29 protein-coding genes are annotated in these 25,191 nt (G+C 61.6%); 15 read left to right on the top strand and 14 right to left on the bottom strand.

The genetic code is table 11. From position 1 onward, the window contains the following. Positions 1–45: 45 nt before the first annotated feature. From ACEK02_RS07155 to ACEK02_RS07140, 4 genes are all read right to left on the bottom strand, one after another. Positions 46–2,235, bottom strand: a complete 2,190-nt coding sequence (locus ACEK02_RS07155) for a murein L,D-transpeptidase (protein ID WP_371421099.1) — start codon at positions 2,233–2,235, stop codon at positions 46–48. Positions 2,236–2,548: 313 nt separating this feature from the next. Then, complete coding sequence (locus ACEK02_RS07150; protein ID WP_371421098.1) at positions 2,549–4,051, bottom strand: sigma-54-dependent transcriptional regulator; 1,503 nt, start codon at positions 4,049–4,051, stop codon at positions 2,549–2,551. Between the two features lie 62 nt (positions 4,052–4,113). After that, positions 4,114–4,764 (bottom strand): TerC family protein, encoded by a 651-nt coding sequence (locus tag ACEK02_RS07145; protein WP_371421097.1) that lies wholly within the window; start codon positions 4,762–4,764, stop codon positions 4,114–4,116. A gap of 123 nt (positions 4,765–4,887) precedes the next feature. Further along, positions 4,888–5,229 (bottom strand): hypothetical protein, encoded by a 342-nt coding sequence (locus ACEK02_RS07140; protein ID WP_371421096.1) that lies wholly within the window; start codon positions 5,227–5,229, stop codon positions 4,888–4,890. A gap of 215 nt (positions 5,230–5,444) precedes the next feature. Between ACEK02_RS07140 and ACEK02_RS07135 the strand changes: the two genes are divergently transcribed. The 9 genes from ACEK02_RS07135 to ACEK02_RS07095 all read left to right on the top strand — a co-directional run bounded on the left by ACEK02_RS07135 (position 5,445) and on the right by ACEK02_RS07095 (position 12,046). After that, the gene (locus tag ACEK02_RS07135) at positions 5,445–5,678 is read left to right on the top strand and encodes a helix-turn-helix domain-containing protein (protein WP_371421113.1); all 234 of its coding nucleotides are present in this window, start codon (positions 5,445–5,447) and stop codon (positions 5,676–5,678) included. Then, positions 5,675–6,112, top strand: coding sequence for a hypothetical protein (locus ACEK02_RS07130; RefSeq protein WP_371421095.1), 438 nt, complete (start codon positions 5,675–5,677; stop codon positions 6,110–6,112). The genes ACEK02_RS07135 and ACEK02_RS07130 overlap by 4 nt, the downstream gene beginning before the upstream one ends. 25 nt (positions 6,113–6,137) lie before the next feature. Further along, positions 6,138–8,048 carry a M3 family oligoendopeptidase gene (locus tag ACEK02_RS07125; RefSeq protein ID WP_371421094.1) on the top strand — a complete coding sequence of 637 codons (1,911 nt, stop codon included), beginning with the start codon at positions 6,138–6,140 and terminating at the stop codon, positions 8,046–8,048. A gap of 144 nt (positions 8,049–8,192) precedes the next feature. After that, positions 8,193–8,417, top strand: a complete 225-nt coding sequence (locus tag ACEK02_RS07120) for an AbrB/MazE/SpoVT family DNA-binding domain-containing protein (protein ID WP_315843852.1) — start codon at positions 8,193–8,195, stop codon at positions 8,415–8,417. Positions 8,418–8,429: 12 nt separating this feature from the next. Beyond that, positions 8,430–8,822 (top strand): type II toxin-antitoxin system death-on-curing family toxin, encoded by a 393-nt coding sequence (locus ACEK02_RS07115; protein ID WP_371421093.1) that lies wholly within the window; start codon positions 8,430–8,432, stop codon positions 8,820–8,822. Positions 8,823–8,940: 118 nt separating this feature from the next. Then, positions 8,941–9,093: an aa3-type cytochrome c oxidase subunit IV gene (locus ACEK02_RS07110; protein ID WP_092145749.1), complete on the top strand. Its 153-nt coding sequence runs from the start codon at positions 8,941–8,943 to the stop codon at positions 9,091–9,093. Positions 9,094–9,175: 82 nt separating this feature from the next. Continuing rightward, positions 9,176–10,306 carry a Re/Si-specific NAD(P)(+) transhydrogenase subunit alpha gene (locus ACEK02_RS07105; protein WP_371421092.1) on the top strand — a complete coding sequence of 377 codons (1,131 nt, stop codon included), beginning with the start codon at positions 9,176–9,178 and terminating at the stop codon, positions 10,304–10,306. A gap of 11 nt (positions 10,307–10,317) precedes the next feature. Next, entirely contained in the window at positions 10,318–10,632 is a 315-nt protein-coding gene (locus tag ACEK02_RS07100; RefSeq protein WP_371421091.1) for a proton-translocating transhydrogenase family protein, read from the top strand. Positions 10,633–10,642: 10 nt separating this feature from the next. Beyond that, entirely contained in the window at positions 10,643–12,046 is a 1,404-nt protein-coding gene (locus tag ACEK02_RS07095; protein ID WP_371421090.1) for an NAD(P)(+) transhydrogenase (Re/Si-specific) subunit beta, read from the top strand. A gap of 78 nt (positions 12,047–12,124) precedes the next feature. Here the strand turns inward: ACEK02_RS07095 and ACEK02_RS07090 are convergent, their stop codons facing one another. Beyond that, complete coding sequence (locus ACEK02_RS07090; RefSeq protein WP_371421089.1) at positions 12,125–12,505, bottom strand: VOC family protein; 381 nt, start codon at positions 12,503–12,505, stop codon at positions 12,125–12,127. 170 nt (positions 12,506–12,675) lie between these two features. Between ACEK02_RS07090 and ACEK02_RS07085 the strand changes: the two genes are divergently transcribed. The 3 genes from ACEK02_RS07085 (at position 12,676) to ACEK02_RS07075 (ending at position 15,088) form a co-directional block, all read left to right on the top strand. Beyond that, positions 12,676–13,776, top strand: coding sequence for a calcium:proton antiporter (locus tag ACEK02_RS07085; protein ID WP_371421088.1), 1,101 nt, complete (start codon positions 12,676–12,678; stop codon positions 13,774–13,776). A gap of 20 nt (positions 13,777–13,796) precedes the next feature. Next, positions 13,797–14,084: a cupin domain-containing protein gene (locus ACEK02_RS07080; RefSeq protein WP_371421087.1), complete on the top strand. Its 288-nt coding sequence runs from the start codon at positions 13,797–13,799 to the stop codon at positions 14,082–14,084. A 164-nt stretch (positions 14,085–14,248) separates the two neighbouring features. Continuing rightward, positions 14,249–15,088, top strand: coding sequence for a hypothetical protein (locus tag ACEK02_RS07075; protein WP_371421086.1), 840 nt, complete (start codon positions 14,249–14,251; stop codon positions 15,086–15,088). Between the two features lie 84 nt (positions 15,089–15,172). Here the strand turns inward: ACEK02_RS07075 and ACEK02_RS07070 are convergent, their stop codons facing one another. After that, positions 15,173–15,832, bottom strand: a complete 660-nt coding sequence (locus ACEK02_RS07070; RefSeq protein ID WP_371421085.1) for a tetratricopeptide repeat protein — start codon at positions 15,830–15,832, stop codon at positions 15,173–15,175. 170 nt (positions 15,833–16,002) lie between these two features. Continuing rightward, positions 16,003–16,299 carry a 30S ribosomal protein S21 gene (rpsU, locus tag ACEK02_RS07065; RefSeq protein WP_371421084.1) on the bottom strand — a complete coding sequence of 99 codons (297 nt, stop codon included), beginning with the start codon at positions 16,297–16,299 and terminating at the stop codon, positions 16,003–16,005. A 284-nt stretch (positions 16,300–16,583) separates the two neighbouring features. On the opposite strand from rpsU, the gene aqpZ reads away from it, so the two are divergent. Continuing rightward, positions 16,584–17,306 (top strand): aquaporin Z, encoded by a 723-nt coding sequence (aqpZ, locus tag ACEK02_RS07060; RefSeq protein WP_371421083.1) that lies wholly within the window; start codon positions 16,584–16,586, stop codon positions 17,304–17,306. Positions 17,307–17,331: 25 nt separating this feature from the next. Here aqpZ and ACEK02_RS07055 read toward each other — a convergent pair whose 3' ends face one another. The 6 genes from ACEK02_RS07055 to ACEK02_RS07030 all read right to left on the bottom strand — a co-directional run bounded on the left by ACEK02_RS07055 (position 17,332) and on the right by ACEK02_RS07030 (position 20,612). Beyond that, positions 17,332–18,429: a 5-(carboxyamino)imidazole ribonucleotide synthase gene (locus ACEK02_RS07055; RefSeq protein WP_371421082.1), complete on the bottom strand. Its 1,098-nt coding sequence runs from the start codon at positions 18,427–18,429 to the stop codon at positions 17,332–17,334. A gap of 8 nt (positions 18,430–18,437) precedes the next feature. Further along, the gene (gene purE, locus ACEK02_RS07050; protein WP_371421081.1) at positions 18,438–18,926 is read right to left on the bottom strand and encodes a 5-(carboxyamino)imidazole ribonucleotide mutase; all 489 of its coding nucleotides are present in this window, start codon (positions 18,924–18,926) and stop codon (positions 18,438–18,440) included. A 420-nt stretch (positions 18,927–19,346) separates the two neighbouring features. Beyond that, on the bottom strand, positions 19,347–19,598 hold the full coding sequence (locus ACEK02_RS07045; protein WP_068728784.1) for a hypothetical protein: 252 nt from the start codon (positions 19,596–19,598) through the stop codon (positions 19,347–19,349). Positions 19,599–19,656: 58 nt separating this feature from the next. Further along, positions 19,657–19,929, bottom strand: coding sequence for an EamA family transporter (locus ACEK02_RS07040; RefSeq protein WP_371421080.1), 273 nt, complete (start codon positions 19,927–19,929; stop codon positions 19,657–19,659). A gap of 5 nt (positions 19,930–19,934) precedes the next feature. Next, positions 19,935–20,291 (bottom strand): EamA family transporter, encoded by a 357-nt coding sequence (locus ACEK02_RS07035; RefSeq protein WP_371421079.1) that lies wholly within the window; start codon positions 20,289–20,291, stop codon positions 19,935–19,937. Between the two features lie 114 nt (positions 20,292–20,405). Beyond that, entirely contained in the window at positions 20,406–20,612 is a 207-nt protein-coding gene (locus ACEK02_RS07030; protein WP_068728782.1) for a YdcH family protein, read from the bottom strand. Between the two features lie 248 nt (positions 20,613–20,860). Between ACEK02_RS07030 and ACEK02_RS07025 the strand changes: the two genes are divergently transcribed. Next, positions 20,861–21,046 (top strand): YdcH family protein, encoded by a 186-nt coding sequence (locus ACEK02_RS07025; protein WP_371421078.1) that lies wholly within the window; start codon positions 20,861–20,863, stop codon positions 21,044–21,046. Between the two features lie 169 nt (positions 21,047–21,215). Here ACEK02_RS07025 and ACEK02_RS07020 read toward each other — a convergent pair whose 3' ends face one another. After that, positions 21,216–22,319, bottom strand: coding sequence for an NAD(P)/FAD-dependent oxidoreductase (locus ACEK02_RS07020; RefSeq protein ID WP_371421077.1), 1,104 nt, complete (start codon positions 22,317–22,319; stop codon positions 21,216–21,218). A gap of 190 nt (positions 22,320–22,509) precedes the next feature. Between ACEK02_RS07020 and ACEK02_RS07015 the strand changes: the two genes are divergently transcribed. After that, positions 22,510–25,176: an EAL domain-containing protein gene (locus ACEK02_RS07015; RefSeq protein ID WP_371421076.1), complete on the top strand. Its 2,667-nt coding sequence runs from the start codon at positions 22,510–22,512 to the stop codon at positions 25,174–25,176. Positions 25,177–25,191 lie beyond the last annotated feature (15 nt).

Raw genomic sequence — 25,191 nt, 5'->3', positions numbered from 1 at the left:
GAAGCCCTTGATAACTATATCCAATTTTTACGGCAGCGTCGCTGCTTAGCGGGTTACTGTCCGGCGCGGCTTCTGGCCTGGTGCCATCGGCTGTGGTGCGGGGGCACCGCCGCCGAACAGGCGCTCGAAGAACGACAGGCCGTTATTGCTGGCCATGCGGGAGCCGTTGTCGTTGAAAGCCACGCCCTGTGGGATGTCCGCGCGCGGGCGTGAATAGCTCGGCTGGGCTCGCGCGACGACCTGCTCCAGATCCTTGTTCTTGCCGCTGCGCAGAAGCTGCATCATCTGCGCGTCACGTCCGTAGATGTCCTTGCGCAGCTGCAGCTTGCCCGCGTCATCGACGAAGGCGGTCTGATAGGTGATGTTCACCGGGATCGGTGTCGGGAATTTCAGATCGATCTCGCTGCGGCCATACATGCCGCGAACCTTCTCCGGCGTGTAGTGTTCGTTCGGCATCGTGATGTTCAGCAGCGTCGCGGCGTACTGATCCGGATTCTGCACGCGCATGCATCCGTGGCTGAAGGCGCGCTCGTCGCGGCCGAACAGGTTCTTGTCCGGTGTATCGTGCTGATAGACGAGGAACTTGTTCGGGAAATTGAAGCGGATGCGGCCCAGCGCGTTGGCTTCACCGGGGGGTTGGGCAATGTGGATGCTGCCGTCGGAATTGCGCGTCAGCTTCAGGCCCATGCGGTCAAGCACCGTCGGGTCCTGCTGCAGAGCAGGCAGGTATTCGTTGTAGATGATCGACGGCGGTACGTTCCAGGTCGGGTTGACCGTGATGTACTTCATCGTCTCGGTCATCAGCGGCGTGGCGTGATTGCCCGGCTTGCCGACGACGACGCGTGTGGTCCAGACCTGCGCGCCGTTCTGCATCACCTTCAGCGTATAGTCAGGGATGTTCAGCATCACATAGGCGTTGCCGACTGCGGGTGCGCCAAGCTGGCGCGGCAGCCAGCGCCAACGCTCCATGTTGACCAGCACTGTATCGATGTGGCGATCGCGCTTCGGCGAATTCATCGCGCGCACGGTGGCCTCGTCCAGCACGCCGGTGGCCTTCAGGTCATTGCTGGCCTGATACTTGCGAACGGCCTCGGCGACGGCAGCGTCGTATTTGGTCTCGGCCGGATTCTCGACATTGAGGCGAGCGCGCAGCAACGGCACGCGCGGGTCGTCCATTACGGTCGGGTTCGGATTTTTCTTCGTGGCCTTGGCAAAACGCAGAGCAGGGCCTTCGCCGATCGGCTGCACCGGCATTGCGGTCTCGCCGCGCAGTTCAGCGAGCTTCTTCTTCAGTTCCTGATAGCCCTTGTGCGGCGGGTTATAGGCGTCGAGGGCGGCCGAAGCGTTCTTCGCTGTGGAGATGTTGGCCAGGACTTCGCCCGGGTCGGTCGGATGTTCGGGATACATGATGTCGCCGGTCACCTGCGACCAGTGCATGCGGCCGCTCTGTGCCTGACGGGCATAGTCGAGCATGCTGGCGGTGAGCTTCAATTCGGCCTCGGCGAGCGCATCTGGCGTATTCGCCGCAGTGAAATCGGGCACGGGATAGTCGGCAGCGTCAAGGCCGTCAGAGCCTGCGTCCTTGAGGCGAGCGATCACGCCTTTTGCCGCCGCGGTCGCGATGCCGCCCTGGGTCCATACCGGTGCGAAGTCGCGTGCCGTGTAGAACTTCTCAACTGCGGCGCGTTCGCCCTTGCGGTCAAAATAGCGGGTCGACTTGGCGCCCAGCATGTCGCGCAGCTTCTCGGCGACCGGCTGATCGCTGGACGCAACGGTGGTCGAGGGTTTGGCGATGTCCTTGGCGACATCCTTCGCGGGCTCGGCCGCCGGGATAGCTGGCGCGACGGCGGTCGCTGCCGGCGGCGTTGTGGCGGCGGGCGCGGTTGCAGCCTCGCTCGGCTTCACATCCGCAGGCGCGTTCGTGGCTTCAGTCGCCTTTGGCGTATCCGTCGAGGTCGAGCCGATAGTCTTCTCTGACGCCTTGGTCGCATCGGGCACGGACGCCGTGGTCTCGGCCTTCGGCGCGTCGGCCTTGAAGTCGGCAGCGGTCGGCGGGGCTACGTTGGCGGGTTCGGGGCGCGGCACCGCCGCATCGATGGCGAGTTCGGAGACACTGTCGCGGGGCGTTGCGCTCTGGGCAGCAGCAGCGGCGCCAGCGGAGACCGTCAGGAATGTCGCGGCCACGGCCATCAGCACGCGGTCGAATCCGGAACGGCCCTTGGAATAGTCTCGCATTCTCGCACCTCGTTAGAAGAGCTGCTCCGGCATGGAACAGTTCCAGTCTGACGTCATCAGCTTCGGCTGAAGCAGTCGCGTTGTTGGCCTGCCAGCTCCGATTCAGAGCACTTCCTGTGCAGACGATACACGCGTCCGACACAAGCGCTAGCGCTTGCCGGACATGTCACAACAAACTGACTGCAACATCCCCGGTTTGCAACGCATACCGGGGTTTCACCAATGCTTTTGGCTTTGTGTGTCACCGGACCGCAACGGTTCAAGTTCCGTAGCGATCGTAACAACATGTTCAATCGCGTGCGACGCGAGAAGTTCAATTTGACGGAGCGGATTCCGTCATCGATGAATCCTTCTCCGCCGCCTCATCGAGCTTGCGATACAGCGTCGACCGGCCAATTTTGAGGCGCCGCGCGACTTCCGACATCTGGCCGCGGTAATACGCAATGGCGAAGCGGATGATCTCGGATTCGAGCTCTTCCAGGGACCTGACCTCGTTTTCGGCCGTCAGCATGGTCAGGCTGCCGGCGACGAGTGGCAACATGGCTGCGTCGATGCCGGGTACCATGGTCGGCGCGATGGCGTGAAAGGCCGGTTCTACAATCAGCGGCTCGGCGGCCGATGCCGCGATCGAGGGGGCGTATGCGTTGATTTGCGGGAAGTCGGCCAGTCCGAGCTGATCGCCTTCGCTCATCACCACAGCGCGGTAGACGGCGTTTTCCAGCTGCCGGATATTCCCGGGCCAGTCGAGTTGCGTGAGCATCGTCATGGCGTCGCCGGCGATGCTGGTAATCAGCCGCTTTTCCTCGGCGCAGAAACGCGCCAGGAAGTGTCGCAGCAGATACGGAATGTCCTCGCGACGCGCCCGCAGCGGCGGCACCGTCAATGGCAGCACATGCAGGCGATAGAACAGGTCTTCGCGGAATCGTCCGGCTTTGACGAGGTCGAGCAGTTTGCGGTTGGTCGCAGAGATGATGCGGACATCGACTTTCACCGGCTTGCGGCCGCCGACGGCCTCGACCGAACCTTCCTGGAGCGCGCGCAGCAACTTCACTTGTGCCGATAGCGGCAGCTCGCCGACTTCATCGAGAAACAGGGTGCCGCCATGCGCCTCGACGAACTTGCCGAGATGCCGGTCGGTGGCGCCGGTGAACGCGCCCTTCTCATGGCCGAACAGGATCGACTCCACGAGGTTGTCGGGAATCGCGCCGCAATTCACGGCGACAAACGGCTTGCTGCTGCGCTCGCCCGAGCCGTGGACGGCCCGTGCGATCAATTCCTTGCCGACGCCGGACTCGCCTTCGATCAGCACGGGGATGGTGGAAGTCGCAGCTTTACGTGCGGTGCGCAGCACTGCGTCCATGCCGGCGTTGCGTGTGACGATGTCGGCGAAAGTGAGCTTGCCTTCGCGGCTGTGCCTGATGCGCTGCAACTCGCCTTTCAAGGCGCTGGTATTCAGCGCATTGCGCAAGCTCACCTGGAGGCGCTCGACGCCAACCGGTTTGACAACGAAGTCATGCGCGCCGGCGCGCATCGCCGACACCACATTGTCGATGCCGCCATGGGCGGTCTGGACAATGACGGGGATGCTGAGGCCGGTATCGCGGATCTTGTCGAGCACGCCCATGCCGTCGAGGCCGGGCATCATCAGGTCAAGGACCAGGGCGTCGATAGCGGGGGCTTCGGGATCGTTCAGACGCGCGATGGCGGCATCACCGCTCTCGACAGTGATGGCCTCATAGCCGCAGCGCTGCACCATGTTCTCAAGGAGGCGGCGCTGGACGGCGTCGTCATCTGCGATGAGGATTCGTTCGGCCATGGCAACTCCAGAGCGGGTGTGTCCCGATTTGAGCCACCATGGCGATCAAAGCCTTAATGCTTTCATAACACCGGGGCGAGGTAAGCCGTCGCATAGGGCCAAACTTCACGGGCACCGCGATAGATCATGTCACCTGCCACATAGAGAATGATGGCGAGACCGACATAGGCGATCCAGCGGTGCTTTTGCAGCAGCCTGGCAATGAAGGAGGCGGCGAGACCCATCAGCGCGATCGACAGCACTAGGCCGAAGATCAGGATGGTCGGGTGTTCGCGCGCAGCGCCTGCGACCGCGAGTACGTTGTCCAGCGACATCGAGACGTCTGCGACAGTGATCTGCCAGATTGCCTGACCCAGCGTCTTGCGCGGGCCGGTAGACGAACCATCGGCATTGAGCTTTTCGAGTTCGTCGAGATCGTGCTCATGGCCGGCGCGCAATTCGCGCCACATCTTCCAGCACACCCACAGCAACAGGACGCCGCCGGCCAGGAGCAGGCCGATGATTTGCAGCAGTTGAACGGTGATGCTGGCGAAGCCGATGCGCAGGACGGTAGCGGCGATGATGCCGATCAGGATCGCCTTGCCGCGCTGTTCCTTGGGGAGGCCGGCGGCGGCGAGGCCAATGACGATGGCATTGTCGCCGGCGAGGACCAGGTCGATCATCACGACCTGGAAAAGTGCAGTCATAGCTTCAGCGGTGAAGAACTCAGTCATGTGGGCCACTCCGTATGAACGTCCAGTCCGACATCACAGTTCGGGTGAACTGCCAGAGGGGCCCGGGCCAGGACGTGCTTTGTTTAAAGGTTGCGGGTTTGATCCCGCGGTTGATCCTATCCGTTACTCGGGTTGATCCGTGAGAGTGATGAGCCGAACCATCTGGTCGGGCTCGATCAAAATGGTGATTCCGACCCCGATAAAGGTCAGGACGCCGGCGACATCGAACCAGGTTGCGCGCCGCGCGAAGTTCCGCGGAATCAGCGCGCCACCGGCCATCGATGCTGCAAGTGCGAATAGCAGGGTGGCGACCATCGGCGCCAGCGCGTCGAGCGAGACAAATGCGCGCAAGGCGAGTGCGGCGGTCAGTGCCAGCAGCAGGCTTGCGGCAAACAGCTCCTTGACCCGATGAGGGGCAGGAGGCGCATATTTGCGGGCAATGAAGCTGCGATCCGTGAACGCCATGATCGTCTCTTGCTGTTCCGTCCCGTGCATCTTGGGGCTGGCGACGTTCCTGCAGCCGGTTAGTTGTGCTACGGTAAAGTCGTCAGCTTGAGAAATTTGAAGTGGATAGTTTCGTAAAAATGAAACTTGGTCAAGGCGAAGATGCTTCCGCAGAAGAACGGCCGGGCAAACCCGTGCCGGAAGCGCGGCAATAGCGGAAACAGGCGGGGGATTGGCTGAAAGCCCGCAGGGCGGAGGCGGGCCTGTCGCAGGTCGATCTCGCCGCAAGACTCGGTCTCAAATATTACACCTTCATCTCGCAGGTTGAGAACGGCTTCAGTCGGGTGCCGACCGAGACCATGGAAGCCTGGGCTATCCAGCTCGGTCTCGAACCGGCGGCCTTCGCTAAACATTTGCTGGTCTATTACGAGCCGGAATTGCACCGGCTGCTGTTCGGAGCATCCAAATGAATGTCGTCGCATTTCGGCGCAAGCCGCTGCAGGGCGCGTGGAGCGAGACGGAACTCGCCACGCTCGCCGACACGATCAATCTCGGGCATCGCGGCCGCGAATGGGAGACTGGCGTCACCGAGAACGGCGATGCGCAGCTCTATCTGCTGGGGCCGCAGCCGGAGCGAGCTTGCACGTTGTGCGTCTCGCGAGTCGATGGCCGCTACATTTTGGAGGACGGCACGGGGCGCCTTCTGTTCGAGCATCGCAGTCTGCCGCTGGTGGCGGCGCATGCCCGCACGGCGCTACGCGGGACGCGATGGTGGCTTGTCGCACGGATTGTCATGGTGTGGTGTACGATTCGCCATATGATTCATGACAAGATCGAGCCCTTGATGACCGAGGGCGAAGAACTGCTTGTCCATTTCGCTCCGCAGCTCGCTGCTTTCGTGTGACGGCAGCATCCAACCGAAGGTGTTCATGACGAAATCTGCGATTGCCCGGACTGCCAAGCCTTCTCGAAAGACCGCTTCCCGCAAGACCGTTTCGCGCGAAGCCGCCCCAGGCAAAAAGGCGGCGCGCAAGGCTGCCTCGAAATCACCGACCAAGTCGCCGGGGGGCAAGCTGCCGGAATGGAATCTCGCAGATCTCTACACGGCGATCGATGCGCCGGAGATTACCCGGGATCTCGACAGGATCGACACCGAATGCGCGGCCTTCGAAGCGGATTACAAAGGCAAGCTCGCAGAAGAGACCGCCAAGCCCGGCGGTGGCGCCTGGCTCGCCGGTGCGGTGAAGCGCTATGAGGCGATCGACGATCTTGCGGGGCGGCTCGGCTCCTATGCCGGCCTCGTCCATGCTGGCGACAGTGTCGATCCCGCGATCTCGAAATTCTATGGCGATGTGTCCGAGCGCATCACCGCTGCTTCGGTGCATCTGTTGTTCTTCGGTCTCGAACTCAACCGCATCGACGACGGCGTGATCGAGCAGGCGATGCAGACGCCCGAGCTCGGCCATTACCGGCCGTGGATCGAGGACAGCCGCAAGGACAAGCCCTATCAGCTCGAAGACCGCGTCGAGCAGCTGTTTCACGAAAAATCACAGACCGGCTATGGCGCCTTCAACCGCCTGTTCGATCAGACGATCGCGGGTCTGCGCTTCAAGCTCGGCGGCAAGGAACTGGCGATCGAGCCGACGCTGACCATGCTGCAGGACCGCGCGCCGGCCAAGCGCAAGGCGGCGGGGCAGGCGCTGGCGAAGACCTTCAAGGCCAATGAGCGCACCTTTGCGCTGATCACCAATACGCTGGCCAAGGACAAGGAAATCTCCGACCGGTGGCGCGGTTTCCAGGACATCGCGGATTCACGCCATCTCAACAACCGCGTTGAGCGCGAAGTGGTTGATGCGCTGGTGTCGTCGGTGCGATCAGCCTATCCGCGGCTGTCGCATCGCTACTATCAGTTGAAGGCGAAGTGGTTCGGCAAGAAGAAGCTCGCCCATTGGGACCGCAACGCGCCGCTGCCGTTTGCGCCCACCGGCACGATTCCATGGTCGGACGCGCAGGACATGGTGCTGACCGCCTATGGCGCGTTTTCACCTGACATGGCCAATATCGCCAAGCGCTTCTTCACCGATCGGTGGATCGATGCGCCGGTGCGGCCGGGCAAGGCGCCCGGCGCCTTCTCGCATCCAACCACGCCATCGGCGCATCCCTATGTGCTGATGAATTATCAGGGCAAGCCGCGCGATGTCATGACGCTCGCTCACGAGCTTGGCCATGGCGTGCATCAGGTGCTCGCCGCCCGCAACGGTGCGCTGATGGCGCCGACGCCGTTGACCTTGGCAGAGACCGCCAGCGTGTTCGGCGAGATGCTGACCTTCAAGCGGCTGCTTTCGCAGACCAGGAGCGCCAAGCAGCGCCAGGCATTGCTCGCGGGCAAGGTCGAGGACATGATCAACACGGTGGTCCGGCAGATCGCGTTCTATTCATTCGAGCGCGCTGTTCACACCGAGCGTCGCCACGGCGAACTCACCGCGCAGCGGCTCGGCGAACTCTGGCTCAGCGTGCAGACCGAAAGCCTTGGGCCGGCGATCGAGATCAAGCCGGGTTACGAGAATTTCTGGATGTATATCCCGCACTTCATCCATTCGCCGTTCTATGTCTACGCCTATGCCTTCGGCGATTGCCTCGTGAACTCGCTCTACGCGGTCTACGAGAACGCTCAGGAAGGCTTCGCGGAACGCTACCTCGCGATGCTCGCCGCTGGTGGCACCAAGCACTATTCCGAACTGCTGAAGCCCTTTGGGCTCGACGCCAAGGACCCGGCTTTCTGGGATGGCGGCCTCTCGGTCATCTCGGGGATGATCGATGAGCTGGAGGCGATGGAGTAGGGAAGATTAGTCTGTAATACATCTGTTGAACGGAGCCAAAGGGCGTGTTATACAATTGTATAACGCGCCCTTTGGCTCTTTGAGAAGGGAGACGAGTCACGCGACTGCGCCGGCCGATTGTGGCCGCCTATCAGGAGATAAACCGTGAAGCTTGAAATTAAGAAAATCGGCAATTCCGACGGCCTCCTATTGCCGAAGGAATTGATGCAGCGACTCGATCTAAAGCGAGGTCAGGAGCTGCATGTGACGGAATTGGCCGGAGGCGGGGTCCAACTCACGCCCTACGACCCGGACTTCGAAGAGACAATCGAGATCGCCGATCGCATCATGGAAAAATACAAGGACACACTCGCCGCATTGGCCAAGTGACGAAACCATAAAATGACCGCCCCGATCGAGCCCCGGTGGATCACCTATGAGCAGGCGATTGCCATTCATAGCAAGCAGTTGCGCCGCTTTGGCGGGGCATCGGGCTTGCATGATGAGCGCATGCTACGCTCTGCGCTTGAGAGGCCAATCAACAAGTGGCGTTACGAGCGATCGGAGCTAGCCGAACTGGCCGCGGCCTATGCTTATGGGCTCGCGAGGAACCATGCGTTCGTGGACGGCAACAAGCGTATCGCGTTCATGAGCATGATGATTTTCTTGGATAAGAATCGCGTCGCGTTCAGTCCAGATCCCGCGCAATCTACGTCGATCATTCTCTCCCTCGCTGCCGGCGAAGTCAGCGAAGCGAGTCTCACCCGCTGGATTCGCGATAACTGGCCCGCATAGCGCGGTCGTGTGCACTGCGGTATGCAAAGATTGCCGTGGTATGCCAGTCGCCGTTGCTCTCCATATCCAATTGCGCTAATTCCGTGGCAACATACGAAATACGAGGCGGGAGACCCTGATGTCCGATCACAGCGAAGTCGCTTACACCACGGCCGATGGCAACGACTATCCGGCCCATGAGCAGACCTATGAAGGCTTTCTCATGCTGGTGAAGTGGGGCACCATCGGCGTCGTCGCCATCGTGGCCCTGATGGGCATCTTCCTTACCTGATCTGTCGCCGATTGCGCCGCCCGGCTCGGGTGGCGTCCTGTCCTGTTTGCTCACGCGCGTGCCTTGCGCCGCCGGAGGCCCCATGAAGATTGCCGTTGCCAAGGAAATCGATCCGTCTGAACCGCGCGTGGCGATCTCGCCCGACACGGTCAAGAAGTTCAAGGCGCTCGGTGTCGATGTCGCTATCGAGCCCGGCGCCGGCCTCAAGTCCGGCTTGCCGGATTCGGAATACACGGCTGTCGGCGCTACGATCAGCGCCGATGCGGTAAAAGACGCCGATATCGTCATCAAGGTGAAGCGTCCTGAGGCGTCCGAACTCGCCGGTTACAAGCGCGGTGCGCTGGTGATCGCGATCATGGATCCCTATGGCAACGACGCGGCGCTGAAGGCCATGGCCGATGCCGGCGTGTCGGCTTTCGCAATGGAGCTGATGCCGCGCATCACCCGCGCGCAGGTGATGGACGTGCTGTCCTCGCAGGCCAATCTCGCCGGCTACCGCGCCGTGATCGAGGCCGCCGAGAGCTTCGGTCGCGCCTTCCCGATGATGATGACCGCGGCCGGCACCATCCCGGCCGCCAAGGTGTTCGTGATGGGCGTCGGCGTCGCCGGCCTGCAGGCGATCGCGACCGCACGCCGTCTCGGCGCCGTGGTCACCGCGACCGACGTGCGTCCGGCCACCAAGGAGCAGGTCGAAAGTCTCGGCGCGAAATTCCTCGCGGTGGAAGACGAGGAATTCAAGAACGCGCAGACCGCTGGCGGCTACGCCAAGGAAATGTCCAAGGAATATCAGGCGAAGCAGGCCGCGCTCACCGCCGAGCACATCAAGAAGCAGGACATCATCATTACTACCGCGCTGATACCGGGCCGGCCCGCGCCGCGTCTGGTCACCGCCGAGATGGTGGCGTCGATGAAGCCCGGCTCGGTGCTGGTCGATCTCGCGGTCGAACGCGGCGGCAATGTCGAGGGCGTCAAGGCCGGTGAAGTGGTCGACGTGAACGGCATCAAGATCGTCGGCTTCACCAATGTCGCCGGCCGTGTCGCCGCCTCGGCGTCGAGCCTTTATGCGCGCAATCTGTTCTCGTTCATCGAAACGTTGGTCAACAAAGAGACCAAGACGCTTGCGGTGAACTGGGACGACGAACTGGTCAAGGCGACGGCTTTGACCAGGGACGGCGCCGTCATTCATCCGAACTTCCAGCCGAAGACCGCGTAAGGAGCACCACCATGGATCATGCCTCGCTGGTCAGCCCGTTCGTATTTCAGCTCTCGATCTTCGTGCTCGCCGTGTTCGTCGGGTATTTCGTGGTGTGGTCGGTGACGCCCGCGCTGCATACGCCGCTGATGTCGGTGACCAATGCGATCTCTTCGGTGATCGTGGTCGGCGCACTGCTCGCGGTCGGCGTCCATATGGTCGGCAGCGGCGGCGCCTTGGCGCGCGGCTTCGGTTTCGTCGCGCTGATCTTTGCATGCGTCAATATTTTCGGCGGCTTCCTGGTCACGCAACGCATGCTTGCGATGTACCAGAAGAAAAAGAAGTAAGGGCAGCCCGATGAACGCCAATCTCGCCGCACTGCTCTATCTCGTCGCGGGCATTCTCTTCATTCTGTCGCTGCGGGGGCTGTCCAGCCCGGCATCCAGCCGACAGGGCAATTTCCTCGGCATGGCCGGCATGGTCATCGCCGTGGGCACCACACTGGCCGCGCATCCGCCGGCCGATGCGCTCGGCTGGATTCTGGTGATCCTCGGCATTGCCATCGGTGGCAGCATCGGTGCGGTCATCGCCAAGCGCGTGCCGATGACCTCGATGCCCGAACTGGTCGCCGCCTTCCACTCGCTGGTCGGCATGGCCGCGGTGCTGGTCGCTGCCGGCGCATTCTACGCGCCGGAAGCCTTCGGCATTCTAGATCCGGTGACCAAGAAGATCGTCGGCGCGAGCCTCGTTGAAATGTCGCTCGGCGTCGCCATCGGCGCGCTGACTTTCACCGGTTCGGTCATTGCATTCGCCAAACTGTCCGGCCGCATGAGCGGCGCGCCGATCATCCTGCCGGCGCGTCACATCATCAATATCGCACTCGGCCTGGCGCTGGTGTTCTTCATCTTCGGTCTGGTGCGTTCGGGCAGTGCCGCCGACTTCTGGCTCATCACCGTCCTCGCGCTGGTGCTCGGCGCGCTGCTGATCATCCCGATCGGCGGCGCCGACATGCCGGTTGTGATCTCGATGCTGAACTCCTATTCGGGCTGGGCCGCCGCAGGCATCGGCTTCACGCTGGGCAACTCGGCGCTGATCATCACCGGCGCGCTGGTCGGCTCGTCGGGCGCGATCCTGTCCTACATCATGTGCCACGCGATGAACCGCTCCTTCATCTCGGTCATCCTCGGCGGCTTCGGCGGCGAGACCGCAGCGGCCGGTGGTGGTTCGGGTGAGCAGAAGCCGGCCAAGCTCGGCTCGGCTGACGATGCGGCCTTCATCATGAAGAACGCGCAGAAGGTCATCATCGTGCCCGGCTACGGCATGGCGGTGGCCCAGGCCCAGCACGCGCTGCGAGAAATGGCCGATACGCTGAAGAAGGAAGGCGTCGAGGTGAAATACGCCATTCACCCGGTTGCTGGCCGCATGCCCGGACATATGAACGTGCTGCTCGCCGAAGCGAACGTGCCTTACGACGAGGTGTTCGAACTCGAGGACATCAATTCGGAATTCGCACAGGCTGACATCGCCTTCGTGATCGGCGCCAATGACGTCACCAATCCGGCGGCGGAAGACGACAAGAGCTCGCCGATCTACGGCATGCCGGTGCTGCAGGTCTGGAAGGCCGGCACTGTGATGTTCATCAAACGCTCGCTGGCTTCCGGCTATGCCGGCATCGATAACCCGCTGTTTTATCGCGACAATACCATGATGCTGCTGGGTGATGCGAAGAAGGTGACTGAGAATATTGTCAAGGCAATGTAACTCGCACTGACGGTCCTCGTGAAAACGCCCGGCTGAAAGGCCGGGCGTTTTTTATGGCCGTTCGTCAGCGCCCGCGCATCACGAGGCTACGCGGTGAAGCGCGCAGAGTTTGTTGCCGACCGGGTCGCGCAGATAAGCGAGATAGAGCTTCATGCCGCCCATGTCGCGCACGCCCGGGGGATCCTCACAGGTGGTGGCGCCATTGGCGAGGCCCATTGCGTGCCAGGCATCGACCTCTTCGGTGGATTTGGCATTGAAGCCGATCGTGCCGCCATTGGCCGGCGTGGCGAAATTGCCGTCGATCGGCTTGGACACCGAGAAGGTGCCGGTCTTGGTGCGATAGAAGATCCGGTGACGGTCGACCACGGCAGGCGGGACGCTCAGCGTGCCAAGCAGCTTGTCATAGAAATCTTTCGCGGCATCCAAGTCATTGGTGCCGATCATGACATGTGAAAACATCTCGCTTCCTCTCCCTCTTTCTTGCAATCTCACCTTCGGGTGATAGCGCAATTATACGCATCATCAGCCGCTTGGCGAGGCGGCATCACGCAGCCGCGTAATCGATCGCGGAAGTGGCATGGCTGCGTTTCGCTTGTCGTCGATATGGTCGCAACGAGGATATTTGCTCAATGTCGGCACATCCCATACCCAGGTCGTCCTGGATATTCCCCGCGCTGGCCGTTTTGCTTTTTCTTGCGACGTCCATTCCCTCGCTCGGGATCGGTTTCACGCAGTCGCTCGCCGGCATCGCATTCGCTGTGCTGCTGCTGGTTGTCCTGTTTGGCACGGTGTTCGCAGCTGTGCATCATGCTGAAGTTATCGCGCACCGGATCGGCGAACCGTTCGGCACGCTGTTGCTGACACTGGCCGTCACCATTATCGAGGTGGCGCTGATCGCCACCATCATGCTGGGCGACAAGGCCGTCCCGACGCTGGCGCGCGATACTGTCTTCGCAGTGGTGATGATCGTCTGCAACGGGTTGGTCGGCATCTGCATCCTCGTCGGGGGCTTGCGTTACCGTGAGCAGGATTTCCAGGTCACGGGGTCGAATATCTATCTCAGTGTGCTGATTGTGATGGCGACGACCACGCTGATCCTGCCGAATTACACCCTGACCACCCCGGGACCTTTCTACTCGAACGCGCAGCTCGCTTTTGTCAGCGTCGCCACCATCATGCTCTATGCGGTGTTTCTCTACACACAGACCATCCGGCATCAGGACTACTTCGTCGCTGACGGGAATGACGAGGGCGATGCAGGCGGGCATGTTTCCAACCGTCTTCTGGCCTTCAGCGCCATTTTGCTGCTGGTCTCGTTGGTGGCGGTGGTGCTGCTGTCGAAGAAATTCTCGCTGGTGGTAGATGCCGGCATCGAACGGGTCGGCGCGCCGGAAGCCTTTGCCGGCATCCTCGTAGCGCTGCTGATCCTGCTGCCGGAAAGCGTCGCCGCCATTTCGGCGGCACGCGGCAACGATCTGCAGAAGAGCATCAACCTTGCACTCGGTTCATCGCTTGCCACCATTGGACTGACGATACCGGCGGTTGCAGTGGCGGCCTATGCGTTGAACAAGGAACTGGTACTCGGTCTCAGCACGCAGAAGATGGTTTTGCTGGTGATGACCTTCGTGCTGAGCATGCTGACCTTTGGCACCGGGCGCACCAACATCCTGTTTGGGCTGGTTCATTTGGTGGTGTTTGCGGTATTCATCTTCATGGTGTTCGTGCCGTGACCACTTTGGAGAATAAGACGATGCTCGCTGCCCAGTCCGACGTTCAGCAGGACACACCCGAAGTTCGCGTCACCGAATGGCGGCTCGCGCCCGGCGCGGCGACTGGCCGCCATACTCACGGAATGGATTATGTGATCGTGCCGATCACCACGAGTGTGATGACCATCGTTGCTCCGGACGGCACCCGTTCGCAGGCGCCGATCACCACCGGCAAGTCCTATTTCCGCAAGGCCGGCATCGAGCATGACGTGCTGAACGAGACCGACAAGGAAATCGTGTTCCTCGAGGTCGAGGTCAAGAAAGCTTAACCTTATCGGTCTCCAGCGATTGCCGGTTCATTGTGTAGCCGGCTGAGGACCGCCGGAAACATTTCAATGCGACGGATTGGAACTTTGCCTTCGATCTGTCGCGATTGATCCCTGAATCAGCCTCAAATTCCCAGCATGAAGCAGGTCGGGGAAGAGGCCGGTCCATGCTGCAGAAATATCTCTCGAAGTTCACCATCGATATCCTGCCATCAATTCTGGCAACGATCGTGGGTGCCTATATCGTCAATCACTACATCATCCCGAAGGCGAACCCGGATCGGCCCGCTGCGGCTGTTGCATCGACGCCTGCGGCGCCGAAGCCTGACACCAAGGCAGCGACGGCCAAGCCCGCCGAGAATTCTGCCGACCTCGCCAATCTGCCTGAATCGGCCCCGGCCAAGGCCGGCGACAAGCCGGTGGTCGAGAAGGCCAGCATCGAAAAGCCCGAAACGGTCAGTGTTCCTGAGTCGCGCCGTCATCAGCCGGTCTTGCGCGAGAAAGCTGCGGTCAAAGCCGCGCCAGCTCCGGCCACACCTGGGCCCGTGCCTGCCACCGTGGGGACTGTACCGGCGGCCAATGCCAGCGCCGATGAACGCCGCGACGCCAACGATCTCGCCCGTGCCGCCATCGAGCGCCTGAATCGCAGCGAGCCGCGCCCCCTGGAAGCTGCCCGTACGCCGGAGACCCCGCGTGCGCCGGAGGCGCCGCGCGTGCAGGAAGCCGCACGGACTGTCTCCCCTCCGTCGATGCAGCAGCTGCCTCCGCCGATCATGGTGGCGACGCCAAGCGTCGAGAAGTTCGATCCGATGCCTTCGCCGCAGTCCGAGCCTTCCGAGGTGCGGCGCATACGTCCGCCCGGTGAAATCCCCGCAGCGCAGCCGATGGATCTGCAGGCGAATGCCGCTGCGACGCCGCGACCTGAGCGCACCAACGTGGCCGAAGACGTGCTGTCTGCGGCGAAGTCGGTGTTCAATTCGGTCATCCCGCACCCGTTCGAGCGGTAAGGGAAGCGGTGGATTGTCTGCGCGTCGCTTTCACGCTTGCAGGGCGACGCGGTCTTGCCGCCAGCCTGCCCCCTCAAGCCTTGGTTAGCCCGCGCGCCCACCCATGCGGGTGAGGCCGTTGCGCGCGGCATCGTCCTTCGGGCGCAGGACGACAGCGCGGCTGTAGGAGTCCGCAGCCTTGGCCTTGTCGCCAAGCTTCTCATAGGTCGCGCCGCGGGTCAGCCAGACCTGCGCATTGCCCGGCGCCACCTGCGAAGCCTCGTCGAGATCCGCTGCGGCTTCCTGGTTCTTGCCGAGTGCGAGATAGCATTGCGCGCGGCCGAGCAAGGGATCGGCCTGCTGCGGCGTCAGGCCGTTGGCTGACGTAAAATCTGCGATGGCGAATTCGTACTTCTTCTCGGACTGATAGAGCAGCCCGCGTTGGTAGAAGGTCTGCGCGTTGTGCGGATCGAGGTCGAGGGCTTGATTGAAGGCCAGCAGCGCGTCGTCAGGTTTGCCGGACTGTGCGAGTGCCTGCGCGCGTGCAGCGTGGATCTGCGCATCCTGTGGATTGGTCTTGCCGGAATTCGCGGGCGACGGAGGCACCACGGCGGTCGTCTTCGGTTCGTCCCTGTCGGACCCTGGCGTGAGGGACGACAGGTTGAACGAGCAGCCGGTGCTGCACAGACTCGCAACGGCAAGCGCAATCGCGGTAAGGCCGCGGGCGCCGAAGCGGGACGAGGACTTGCGGACGGGACATTCCATGCAGGGCAAATCTCACGCAGCCACCAATGACCTATTGGTAGCGCGACATCGGGCAAAATGCACCCGATCAAGATCCACGCGCCCAAGGGGCTAGCCCGCGCAAAAAGCGACTGCGCAAAAAATAACGCGGGCTTGCGCCCGCGTTATCGAACTCAAATGATGAAGCGAGCTTAGCGCGGTGCGCGCGGAGCAGCGCCTGCGCCGGGACGGCCGCCACGATCGGCGCCAGGACCCGCGCCGAACACCGGCTTGGGCTTCATCGGCAGCAAGCCTTCGCGCTGCAGCTTCTTGCGAGCCAGCTTGCGTGCGCGACGCACAGCCTCAGCCTTCTCGCGAGCCTTCTTCTCAGAGGGCTTCTCGTAGTGGCCGCGGAGCTTCATCTCGCGGAAAATACCCTCGCGCTGCATCTTCTTCTTCAGCGCCTTGAGAGCCTGGTCGACGTTATTATCGCGAACGAGAACCTGCACGCGGCATCCTCTTCTCAATTGATCGGATTTGAATTTCGGTAAAGCGAAGGGCCGACAAAGGCCATGCCCTTAACCTCAAGGGCGCCGATGTACCAGATGAAATAGCGAATGTCCACCTTGCGGCGTGGTCATTTTAACCTCTTGGGCGGGGAAAGCGACGTGTGTTTCCGAGTTTTCTCTGGTGGGGGATAGGGCAGGTTCCCTGTCTCGACAGGTATTGGAGCACGGACGCATAATCCCCGTGGCGACTCAGCCGGGACGCCGATTCTGACCGGGAGAGCATGATGAATGGGAAAAAATACGCGGCCGAGTTGATCGGTACCTTTTGGCTCACATTTGCAGGCTGCGGCAGTGCAGTGATCGCGGCCGCATTTCCGCAGGTCGGTATCGGTCTCGTCGGCGTCTCGCTGGCCTTCGGCCTCAGCGTCGTGACCATGGCCTATGCCATCGGCCACGTTTCGGGTTGTCATCTCAATCCTGCGGTCACCGTGGGCCTTGCGGCGGGCGGACGTTTCCCGGCCGGCCAGATTCTTCCCTATGTGATTGCACAGGTCGTCGGTGCGGTTGCAGGTGCGGCCGTGTTGTATGTCATTGCCAGCGGCGCTGCCGGTTTCGACCTTGCCAAGGGCTTTGCCTCGAACGGCTACGGCGATCATTCGCCCGGCAAATACAGCTTGGTGGCCGGCTTCATCATGGAAGTGGTGATGACCATGATGTTCCTGTTCATCATCATGGGTTCCACCCATGGTAAGGCGCCTGCGGGCTTCGCGCCGCTGGCGATCGGGCTTGCGCTGGTGATGATCCATCTTGTCAGCATTCCGGTCACCAACACGTCGGTGAATCCGGCGCGCAGCACCGGGCCAGCATTGTTTGTTGGCGGCTGGGCACTGCAGCAGTTGTGGCTGTTCTGGGTGGCGCCGCTGGTTGGTGGTGTTCTCGGCGGCGCGATCTATCGCTGGCTGAGTGACGAGCCCACTGGCGTGGTGCAAGGCAAGGCGACCACCTGACGAACGCGAAGGTGAAGCCGGCTCGTTATGTCGCCGGCTTCACCTCAACCACATGGCCCATCTTGCGGCCGGGCTTCGGCGCACCCTTGCCATAGAGATGCACGGTGGCGCCGGGGACGGTGAGCCACTTGCCATAGTCGAGAATGTCGTCGCCGATCAGGTTGATCATGGTGACCTGACCATGGCGAACGGGTTTGGCGAGCGGCCAGCCGGCGATGGCGCGGATGTGTTGTTCGAATTGCGACACCGAAGCGCCATCGAGCGTCCAGTGGCCGGAATTGTGCACCCGCGGCGCAATTTCGTTCACGACAAGCGTCGCGCCGTCAATTGCGTCCTTTTGGCCCGGCACGACAAACAGTTCGACGGCAAAGACGCCCACATAGCCCAGTGCGGTGCCGATCTTCTCGGCGATCTCGCGTGCCTTCGCGGCAAGCGCGTCGGAAATGCGCGCGGGCGCATAGGAGAATTTCAGGATGTGATCGCGATGCTCGTTTTCGGTGACGTCGAAACATTCGACATGGCCGTCGGCGCCGCGTGCAGCGATGACCGAGACCTCGCGTTCGAAAGGCACAAAGGCTTCGAGGATCGCGGAGTTGGTGCCGAGATCGTTCCAGACCTGATCGAGATCGTCACCCTCACGGATGATCGCCTGGCCCTTGCCGTCATAGCCGAAGCGCCGCGTCTTGATGACGGCTGGCAGACCGATCTTCTTGACCGCTGCATGAAGCTCGCCAGCATTCGCAACGCCTGCGTAAGCGGCCGTGCCGATACCCAGCGACGTCACAAAATCCTTCTCGGCCAGACGATCCTGCGTGGTCTCCAGGATTGTCTGCGCGGGCAGAACCGGGCTCCGCGCGTCGAGGATCATCGCGGTGGCAGCCGGCACGTTCTCGAATTCGTAGGTAATGACGTCGCAATCATTGGCGAACAGTTCGAGCGCCTCGACATCAGCATATTCAGCACATGTCGCGTTCTGCACCACATCGAAAGCCGGTGAGTCCGGATCCGGTGAGAAAACCTGACAGCGGAGGCCGAGGCGTGCTGCGGACATCGCCAACATGCGGCCGAGCTGGCCGCCGCCGAGAATGCCGATCGTATCGCCGGGCTTGAGGACCTTCGTCACCACGGCACTCACGCCGCACCTTCCGGCTTTTCAGCCACTGCATCGGTCTGCGCTTTTCGCCAGGCGGCGAGTTTCGTCGCCAGCGCATGGTCATGCAGAGCCAATACGGACGCTGCAAGCAGCGCGGCATTGATGGCGCCGGGCTTGCCGATGGCCAGCGTACCGACGGGAATGCCGCCCGGCATCTGTACGATCGAATATAGCGAATCGAGACCTGAAAGCGCCTTGGATTCCACGGGTACGCCGAACACCGGCAGTTCGGTCAGCGCTGCCGCCATACCGGGCAGATGCGCCGCGCCGCCCGCACCGGCGATGATGATCTGGAAGCCAGCGGCCTTGGCGCCCTTGGCGAACGCGACCAGCCGATCGGGGGTCCGGTGGGCCGAGACGATGCGCGCCTCATGGGCGACGCCGAGCGCGGTCAGCGTTTCGGCGGCGTGGCGCATGGTTTCCCAGTCCGACTGGCTTCCCATGATGATGGCGACGGGCGCGGGCATTCCGTGTTTTCTTTCGCGAATCCAGAAAGATAGACTGGAAATACAAGGTCGTCTCCTTGCATGGCAAGGAGCGTGGCAAACATGATCTCGTCTTGGTGAAGACTGGCTAGCCTTGTAACAAATCCCATGCAAAAGAAAACCCGAGCGCCAGCCACAATGTCGGTCAAACGCTCCATGCCGCCTGCCTTGCAAGGGCCCAAGGCCTTGGTATCGCTGCCGAAAAGCCGTGCGCCTGCGGCTGTGCTGACGATCCGGAGGCTGGAGGCGCAACCTGGCTGAAGCACGGGCGAAGATTGCCGAATTGCGCGCTTCGGCCGCAACCGACTTCCTGCTCGACATTCCTAATCGCCTTGGCTTTGCTCTGCGCAAGACCGCGCGACGTGCGAAAATATAGCCGGTAAATCGTCGGAGTTGGCGCCTTTACAATGCGCTGAGGTCGCTGGGCACTTCGCCAAAGGCGCGGATCACCTGGGCGTCGCCGAACTCGCCGATCATTGGATCGCCGGTACGGCTGAAGGCCAGTGCGCCGATCGAGCCCGGTGCACGGGACAATAGTTCGGCGCGACGGATGGCGCCGGACGCGCTCTGACATTCCTCGGCGGCACCGGCGGCCGGCGAACCAGAGTCGTCGTGCAGGAATGGCAGTGCGACGTAATAGGTGATGTCGGCCATGGCGCCCTCACGAGTCGATTAATCTCGCCGCAAGCTTGTTCTCATTTTGTTCTTTTTGTCAAGTTCGGGCAGCGCCTCGTTTGTGGTCACGCCCCGTTCCGCTCCTCTCAGGCCGCCTGGCTGGCCTGCGCAGTGCAAGCGTCACGCCGCCCAGCGTGAGCGTCATGGCGATCAGTTCGCGCAGCCCCAGCGGTTCGCCGAGCAGTGCCGCAGCCCCGATCACACCCATGACCGGTACGATCACGGTACCCATGGCCGCCGTCGCGGGCGGCAGCCGGCGCAGCGTTGCAAACCAGGTCAGGTAGCAAACGCCCATCGGGCCCAGAGTCATATAGATCAGCGAGCAAGTCCTGCGAGACCGAGTAGAAGGGCCGCAGCATCACGCAGCGTCGGCCGTATGCCGAGGATCGGCCATGCAAATAATGTCGCCCAGATAGGCATCGTGTAGACGACTAGCGCGCCTTCACCGATGGTCAGTGTCTTCAGTGCGACGGCGGCGCAGCCCATCCAGGCAAAGACGTTGGTGAAGGATGCGAACAGCAGGCGGGGAACGATGTGCCGCGGCAGGAGCAAGCTCTCACCGCGCCACACTGCGATGCCGGCCAGTATCAGTCCGGCGGCGGTGCCGGCGATACCGCGCGAGAACAATGGCGGCCAGTCGCGCAGCAGAAGCTTCAGGATTGGCCAGTTCATGGCCCATCCCGCTGCCGTCACCGCAAGGCAAAGAAAGCCGATCCATCGTCATAGCGCGTTGAGTTCGCAGTCATGGCCGTTCTTCAACCCACAGCCACGGTGCGACGCGTTGTCTCAGGCAATAATATCCGGGGTGATCTGATCTTCGATGAAAGAGATTCTGTCTTTCAGCTGAAGCTTTCTCTTCTTCAACCGTTGCAGCCGCAAAAGATCCGGTGCCGGTGAATGCTGCAAAGCATCGATGGCGGCGTCGAGGTCGCGATGTTCCTGCTGTAATCTGGCGAGTTCTAACGGAAGTTCGCGATCTTCGTCGTCATTCATGTTTCTAGCTGACTGGCTTCGCAAATCATTTGCGAGGGATTTCTCACATGACTATCGCCGGTGCAGGCGCACCGCGCAAGCCGTTCGGTTCCGGGTTTTGCGGCGTGATCAGGTCACGATTCGTTTCGAACGATACACGAAATCCAAAATACACTTTTCAAGACCCATCGACAGATGTCCACTGTCATGTAGAATTCACGGTCCAACCGAACGAGTCCTGAGGTTCAATCCTACCGAGGAGTTTTCGAATGGCACTACAGGCGCATCTCGTCGAACTGGAACGCAAACACAAGGTTCTCGAAAGCGAATTGCACGACGCACTCGTGCACCTGTCCACCGACGATCTCCGCATCGTCGAACTCAAGCGTCGAAAACTGATGGTCAGAGACGAAATCCAGCGTCTCAAAAACGGCGCCAGCGAAACGCTGCACTGATTAACGGCTGCACTAACAGCGAACGATAAATCACAGCATCAACATCGCCGTTTACGTCACTGCTTTCACGTAGGTGCGGTGACGTCTTGCCCTGATCCCGCGATAGGTTTGCGACGAAGCATCCAGTTATTCGGTTGGCCTGGATCGCTTCGCCTGCAACCTTTCGCACTCAGTGTCCCACCATTTCGGCCACGTAGTCCGCGATGGCCAGAGATGATGTCAGCCCGGGTGACTCGATGCCGAACAGGTTGATCAGGCCCGGTACGCCGTGGGTCTGGGCACCCTGGATCATGAAGTCCTGCACCGCGACTGCGGGCGGCACGATCTTCGGGCGCATTCCGGAATAGCTCGGCATCAATGCGCCGTCCGGCAGACTCGGCCAGTAGCGCCTGATGGCCGGATAGAACCGCTCTCCGCGTGCCGGATCGACCGTGTAGTCGATGTGATCCACCCACTCGACGTCGGGGCCGAAACGCGCCTGGCCAGCCAGATCGAGCGTGAGATGCACACCGAGGCCGCCCGGTTCCGGCACGGGATAGATCAGCCGCGAGAAGGGTGCTTTCGCATTGCAGCTGAAGTAGCAGCCCTTGGCCAGATAGGCGGGCGGTATCAGGTCAAGCGGCATGCCGTCGAGCATGCGTGCGATCGCCGTCGCGGACAGGCCGGCTGAATTGATCAGCATGTCGCAGGCCAGCGTCATCGGCGCCTCACCGCCGACATCCAGTTCGAAACCGCCGGCAGTGACCCGGCCGCGTTCCAGTGGTGCCAGGAACGCGAAGGCCGCACCCGCCGCTTCTGCTTCCCCGCGCAGCGATAACATATAGCTGTGGCTGTCGACGATGCCGGTGGAGGGCGACAACAACGCGGCTTCGCACGCCAGTGCCGGCTCCAGCGCGCGCGCCTCGGCCCCGGATATTTCCTCGAGGTCAGCGACGCCATTGGCTTCGGCGTGCGCCTTGATTGATGCCAGTTTGGCTATCTCTTCGGGGCGCGTAGCGACGATCAGTTTGCCGGAGTTGCGATGTGGGATGCCACGATCCCGGCAATAATCATAGAGAGCCTGTTTTCCGGCGACGCAGAGCCGCGCCATCAGACTGCCGGCCGGATAATAGATGCCGGCATGAATGACCTCACTGTTGCGCGACGAGGTCACGGTACCAATCGCGTCCGCGGCCTCCAGCACGATGACCTCGCGTCCCGCTTCCGCCATTCGCCGGGCGATCGCGAGGCCCACGACGCCGGCGCCAACCACCACGCATTCAACCTTGTCCATGTCGCGTCCGATAGTTTGCTGCGCTGGTCATCCGCTGTCCAACCTTGCGGATGTGGCGCATTAGTAAAACATTAAGCATCACAGCCAATTACCACCAATTTTCGCCGCATTCTGCAGTTGCGACGCCACGCATTTACCTGATCCACATACCTGTAACCAAACACTCACGCTGCGAATACGCGGGTGTGTAATGACTGGCAAGATCGGGCGATCAGACAGCAAGGCGGCAGTGTCCGTCATCGCGGTCGCGTGCCTTCTCGGCGGCGTTGCCGGAGTCCACGCGCAATCCCCGGCGGTCAGTTATATCAGTGAACTCGACCCGCAAATGATCTGGCAGATCCTCATCGGCGGATTTGTCGTGCTGGCATTTCTTGTTGCCATTGTGCTGTGGGTCGCTTCGGCGCTGCGCAATGTGCGTCACGAACAGCAGCGCCGCAATGCGTTTGTCGGGTCCGCTCTCAATCATCTCGGCCAGGGCATCGTGATGCTCGATGCCCAGAAGCGGGTCGTGTTTTGCAACGATCGCTATCTTGAAATCTACGACCTGACGCGCGCCGACATCACCAAGGATATCACGGGCCCGAGACTGCGTGAATTACGCCGTCAGCGCGGTAAGCTCGATCTGGCCACCCAGAGCTTTTACGAGCAGAGCGTTCCCTCCGGCGAATACATCGCCGAGATGCCCGGTGGCCAATCCATTCACGTCAAGTTCAGCCGGCTTCCCAATGGCGGCGCGATCGGTATCCACGAGGATTGCACCGAGCAACGGTTCCTGCAACGCGAGCTTGCGACCACCAAGCAGTTCCTCGAATCCGTCCTCGATCACGTTCCGATCTGCGTTGCCGCCAAGACCATTGATGATGGCCGCTACATCTTCGCCAATCGCGCTTTCGAGACCTTCTCTCGTCTCTCGCGCGATCAGATCGTCGGCAAGCGAGCAGACCAGATATTTTCGGCAAGATCCGCAACGGCAATCGCCGAAGCCGATGCCCTGGCGGTGGAAACACACAGCCAGTGCCGCAGCGAACTCAACGTCGAGCGCGGTACGGAGATCCGCACGCTGGATAGTAATCGCGTGATTGCCCTCAACGAACGCAACGAGCCGGCATTCCTGATTGCGTTGTTCGAGGACGTGACCGACCGGAAGTCGCTGTCCAAGGAACTGGAAAGCACCAAGAAGTTCCTTGAAACGGTGCTCGACAATATTCCCGTTTCGCTGATGGTGCAGGAAATCACCACCGGCCGCTATCTGTTCGCCAACCGTGGCGCAGAGGTCATTTTGGGGCGCAAGCGCGAAGACGCTATCGGTCTGACCGTTCCCGAAATGCTTCGCCCGGAAGAAGCGAAGCTGATCGTCAGCCGGGACCAGGCCGCGATCAGAAGTCGTACACCGATTGCGGAAGAGCATCCGATCAGCACGCGCGACGGATTGCGGCTGTTTCTGACACGGCGGGTCACCGTGCTCGACGAAGCAGGCGAGCCGCAATATCTGATCAAGACCCATGAGGATGTCACCGACCGCCGCCAGACCGAGGCGCGGATGGCGCATATGGCCTATCACGACGGCCTGACCGATTTGCCGAACCGCCCGGCCTTCTTGCAGGCCCTGTCGCAGATGATCGACGCTTGCAGCGAGACGTCCGAGGAATTCGCGGTGCTGTCGATTGATCTCGACGGCTTGAAGGAGGTCAACGATGTCTTCGGCCATGGTATCGGTGACAAGCTGCTGGTCGAGGTGTCGCGTCGTATCGATGCAGCCGTCGGCGGCGGAGTCTTGGCGCGACTCGGCGGTGACGAGTTCGGCGTAATCATCGACGGCGTGCAGCCCGCGGCCGGGCTGTTGATCGCACAGAGGATCGCCGCGGCCCTTGCGGAGGAATTCCCCATCGACGGCAAGTCGGTGCGTACAGGCGTTACCACGGGCATCTCGCTGTTCCCGCGCGACGGCCATGACCCGGCCGCGTTGCTGGCGAATTCCGGCGCGGCGCTGTTCCGGGCCAAGTCGCAGTCGCGTGGTTCGATAAGCATCTTCGAACCGCAAATGGACCAGCAACTGCGCGACCGTCGCGTATTGCATCAGGATCTCTCGGCCGCAATCCGCAATGGCGAATTGTCGCTGCACTATCAGCCCCAGGCGCGTGCCGGCCAGACCATCGTCGATGCCGACATTACGGGCTTCGAGGCGCTGGCGCGGTGGATTCATCCGACGCGCGGCTTCGTGCCGCCCGGAGACTTCATACCACTGGCCGAAGAAAGTGGCCTCATTGTCGAGATGGGCGAGTGGATCCTGCGCCAGGCCTGCCTTGAGGCTGCCTCGTGGCCGGTACCGCTCCAGATCGCGGTCAACCTGTCGCCCGCGCAGTTCATGCACGGCGATCTCGTCAGCCTCGTGCATTCGATCCTGCTGGAAACCGGCCTGCAGCCCGGGCGACTTGAGCTCGAAATCACCGAGGGCGTGCTGATCGAGGATTTCGATCGTGGCGTCGCGTTGCTGCGGCGATTGAAGGCGCTCGGTGTGCGCATCTCGATGGACGACTTCGGCTCCGGCTATTCCTCGCTGACCTATCTGCAGGCATTCCCGTTCGACAAGATCAAGATCGACCGTGCTTTCGTGATCAATCTGGGGCTCAATCCGCAGTCCGCCGCCATCGTGCGCGCGGTCATCGGGCTTGGCCATGGCCTCGACGTCGCGATCGTTGCGGAGGGTGTTGAAACACACGAGCAACTCTGCTTCCTCGCCAGCGAAGGCTGCGATGGCGTACAAGGCTACTTTATCGGGCGTCCTGCCCCCATTGCGCAATATGCCGGGTTGGTTGGACGGATTGCCGCGACCTCTGTCGCTCGCAAGGCTGGTTGAGCGACAGACCGTTGA

The sequence above is a fragment of the Tardiphaga sp. genome, assembly GCF_041424195.1.
Classification (GTDB): Bacteria; Pseudomonadota; Alphaproteobacteria; order Rhizobiales; family Xanthobacteraceae; genus Tardiphaga.
The sequence above is the reverse complement of the archived record's forward strand: the minus strand, read 5'-3'. Positions and strand labels throughout refer to the sequence as shown.

Coding starts and splice junctions, on each gene's coding strand:
- ACEK02_RS07025 (WP_371421078.1), top strand. CDS start 20,861: ATGGCACTACAGGCGCATCTCGTCGAACTGGAACGCAAACACAAGGTT.
- ACEK02_RS07015 (WP_371421076.1), top strand. CDS start 22,510: ATGACTGGCAAGATCGGGCGATCAGACAGCAAGGCGGCAGTGTCCGTC.
- ACEK02_RS07075 (WP_371421086.1), top strand. CDS start 14,249: ATGCTGCAGAAATATCTCTCGAAGTTCACCATCGATATCCTGCCATCA.
- ACEK02_RS07085 (WP_371421088.1), top strand. CDS start 12,676: ATGTCGGCACATCCCATACCCAGGTCGTCCTGGATATTCCCCGCGCTG.
- ACEK02_RS07115 (WP_371421093.1), top strand. CDS start 8,430: ATGACCGCCCCGATCGAGCCCCGGTGGATCACCTATGAGCAGGCGATT.
- ACEK02_RS07100 (WP_371421091.1), top strand. CDS start 10,318: ATGGATCATGCCTCGCTGGTCAGCCCGTTCGTATTTCAGCTCTCGATC.
- ACEK02_RS07105 (WP_371421092.1), top strand. CDS start 9,176: ATGAAGATTGCCGTTGCCAAGGAAATCGATCCGTCTGAACCGCGCGTG.
- ACEK02_RS07130 (WP_371421095.1), top strand. CDS start 5,675: ATGAATGTCGTCGCATTTCGGCGCAAGCCGCTGCAGGGCGCGTGGAGC.
- ACEK02_RS07080 (WP_371421087.1), top strand. CDS start 13,797: ATGCTCGCTGCCCAGTCCGACGTTCAGCAGGACACACCCGAAGTTCGC.
- ACEK02_RS07095 (WP_371421090.1), top strand. CDS start 10,643: ATGAACGCCAATCTCGCCGCACTGCTCTATCTCGTCGCGGGCATTCTC.
- ACEK02_RS07035 (WP_371421079.1), bottom strand. CDS start 20,291: ATGAACTGGCCAATCCTGAAGCTTCTGCTGCGCGACTGGCCGCCATTG.
- ACEK02_RS07070 (WP_371421085.1), bottom strand. CDS start 15,832: ATGGAATGTCCCGTCCGCAAGTCCTCGTCCCGCTTCGGCGCCCGCGGC.
- ACEK02_RS07155 (WP_371421099.1), bottom strand. CDS start 2,235: ATGCGAGACTATTCCAAGGGCCGTTCCGGATTCGACCGCGTGCTGATG.
- purE (WP_371421081.1), bottom strand. CDS start 18,926: ATGCCCGCGCCCGTCGCCATCATCATGGGAAGCCAGTCGGACTGGGAA.
- ACEK02_RS07030 (WP_068728782.1), bottom strand. CDS start 20,612: ATGAATGACGACGAAGATCGCGAACTTCCGTTAGAACTCGCCAGATTA.
- ACEK02_RS07145 (WP_371421097.1), bottom strand. CDS start 4,764: ATGACTGAGTTCTTCACCGCTGAAGCTATGACTGCACTTTTCCAGGTC.
- ACEK02_RS07090 (WP_371421089.1), bottom strand. CDS start 12,505: ATGTTTTCACATGTCATGATCGGCACCAATGACTTGGATGCCGCGAAA.
- ACEK02_RS07040 (WP_371421080.1), bottom strand. CDS start 19,929: ATGACTCTGGGCCCGATGGGCGTTTGCTACCTGACCTGGTTTGCAACG.
- ACEK02_RS07110 (WP_092145749.1), top strand. CDS start 8,941: ATGTCCGATCACAGCGAAGTCGCTTACACCACGGCCGATGGCAACGAC.
- ACEK02_RS07045 (WP_068728784.1), bottom strand. CDS start 19,598: ATGGCCGACATCACCTATTACGTCGCACTGCCATTCCTGCACGACGAC.
- ACEK02_RS07125 (WP_371421094.1), top strand. CDS start 6,138: ATGACGAAATCTGCGATTGCCCGGACTGCCAAGCCTTCTCGAAAGACC.
- aqpZ (WP_371421083.1), top strand. CDS start 16,584: ATGAATGGGAAAAAATACGCGGCCGAGTTGATCGGTACCTTTTGGCTC.
- ACEK02_RS07140 (WP_371421096.1), bottom strand. CDS start 5,229: ATGGCGTTCACGGATCGCAGCTTCATTGCCCGCAAATATGCGCCTCCT.
- ACEK02_RS07020 (WP_371421077.1), bottom strand. CDS start 22,319: ATGGACAAGGTTGAATGCGTGGTGGTTGGCGCCGGCGTCGTGGGCCTC.
- ACEK02_RS07150 (WP_371421098.1), bottom strand. CDS start 4,051: ATGGCCGAACGAATCCTCATCGCAGATGACGACGCCGTCCAGCGCCGC.